General features: G+C 74.8%; 1 protein-coding gene. It reads right to left on the bottom strand.

Going from position 1 to position 1982, the window contains the following annotated elements; all coding sequences use genetic code 11:
- Positions 1–176: 176 nt before the first annotated feature.
- A partial coding sequence (cobT, locus tag ABZ371_RS32080; protein WP_358686352.1) for a nicotinate-nucleotide--dimethylbenzimidazole phosphoribosyltransferase occupies positions 177–1982 on the bottom strand: 1806 nt, incomplete at its 5' end.

The following is a 1982-nucleotide window of genomic DNA, read 5'->3' as shown; positions in this document are numbered from 1 at the left end:
CGGGACCGGTCACCGCCGGTCCCGGCAGGGGCCGGGCCGGGCGGTGACCGGGGGACGTACGGCGGCCGTGCGGGGCGCTCCCGGCCGCCGGTACGGCGGGGCACAGCCCGGCCGCCCGTCTGCCCGTCGCTCCCGCTACCGCTCCGTCACGGCCACTGCTTCCCCCGTCACGGCCACTACTTCTCCGTCACTCCCGCCGAGTCGAACGTCGCGACCTCGTGCATCGCCCGGGCAGCGCTCTGCACGATGGGGAGCGCGAGCAGGGCACCGGTGCCCTCGCCGAGGCGGAGGTCGAGGTCGACCAGCGGGCGCAGCCCCAGTTTGTTGAGGGCGGCCACGTGGCCGGGTTCCGCGCTCCGGTGCCCCGCGATGCAGGCGGCGAGCGCCTCGGGGGCGATGGCCCGGGCGACCAGCGCCGCGGCTCCGGCGCTCACCCCGTCGAGGATCACCGGTGTGCGCAGGGAGGCACCGCCCAGGAGGAAGCCCGCCATGGCGGCGTGCTCCAGACCGCCGACCGCCGCGAGCACCCCGATCGGGTCCGCGGGGTCGGGCCGGTGCAGCTCCAGGGCACGGCGGACCACGTCGACCTTGCGGGCGTGCATCTCGTCGTTGATCCCGGTGCCCCGGCCGGTCACCTCGGACGGGTCCAGGCCGGTGTACACGCAGATCAGCGCCGCCGACGCGGTGGTGTTGGCGATGCCCATCTCGCCGGTCAGCAGGCCCTTGTTGCCGGCCGCCACCAGGTCGCGGGCCGTCTCGATGCCGACCTCGATCGCGGCGAGCACCTCGTCCCGGGTGAGCGCGGGACCGGTCGTGAAGTCGGCCGTTCCCGGCCGGACCTTCCGGGGCAGCAGCCCGGGGGTCGCGGGCAGCTCGCAGGCGACGCCCACGTCGACCACGCAGACCTCCGCGCCGACCTGGGCGGCGAAGGCGTTGCACACCGCGCCGCCGCCGAGGAAGTTGGCGACCATCTGGCCGGTGACCTCCTGCGGCCACGCCGTGACGCCCTGGGCGTGCACGCCGTGGTCACCGGCGAAGATGGCGACGGCCGCGGGCTCGGGGATCGGCGGCGGGCACATCCGGGAGAGTCCGGAGAGCTGCGCCGAGATGATCTCCAGCATGCCGAGCGCGCCCGCGGGCTTCGTCATCCGCTTCTGGCGCTCCCATGCCTCGCCGAGCGCCTTGGCGTCCAGCGGGCGGATGGCGGCGATGGTCTCCTGGAGCAGGTCGTGCGGCTCCTCGCCGGGCAGGGCCCGCCGGCCGTACGTCTCCTCGTGGACGACCCAGGACAGCGGCCGGCGCTTGGACCAGCCCGCCTGCATGAGCTCGGGCTCCTCCGGGAACTCGTCGACGTAGCCGACGCACAGGTACGCGACGACTTCGAGGTGTTCGGGCAGGCCCAGCGCCCGGACCATCTCGCGCTCGTCGAAGAAGCTGACCCAGCCGACGCCGAGGCCTTCGGCGCGGGCGGCGAGCCACAGGTTCTCGACCGCGAGCGCCGAGGAGTACGGGGCCATCTGGGGCTGGGTGTGCCGGCCGAGGGTGTGGCGGCCCCCGCGGGTGGGATCGGCGGTGACGACGATGTTGACCGGTGTGTCGAGGATCGCCTCGATCTTCAGTTCCTTGAACTGCTTGGCCCGGCCCTTGGGGAGCGACTTGGCGTACGCCTCGCGCTGGCGCTGCGCGAGTTCGTGCATGGTCCGGCGGGTCTCCGCGGAACGGATGACCACGAAGTCCCAGGGCTGGGAGTGGCCGACGCTCGGTGCGGTGTGGGCGGCCTCCAGGACCCGGAGCAGGACCTCGTGCGGGATGGGGTCGCCGCGGAAGCCGTTGCGGATGTCGCGGCGCTCGCGCATGACCCGCAGGACGGCCTCGCGTTCGACGTCGTCGTATCCGGGGGCGGGCGGGGTCGCGGGCGGGGCGGCGGGGGCCTCGCCGTCGGCGGGGTGCTGCGCTCCGTCCTCCGTCCGGGTGTCCGGGGC

It is taken from the genome of Streptomyces sp. NPDC005899, from assembly GCF_040629645.1.
Taxonomy (GTDB): domain Bacteria; phylum Actinomycetota; class Actinomycetes; order Streptomycetales; family Streptomycetaceae; genus Streptomyces.
The sequence above is the reverse complement of the archived record's forward strand: the minus strand, read 5'-3'. Positions and strand labels throughout refer to the sequence as shown.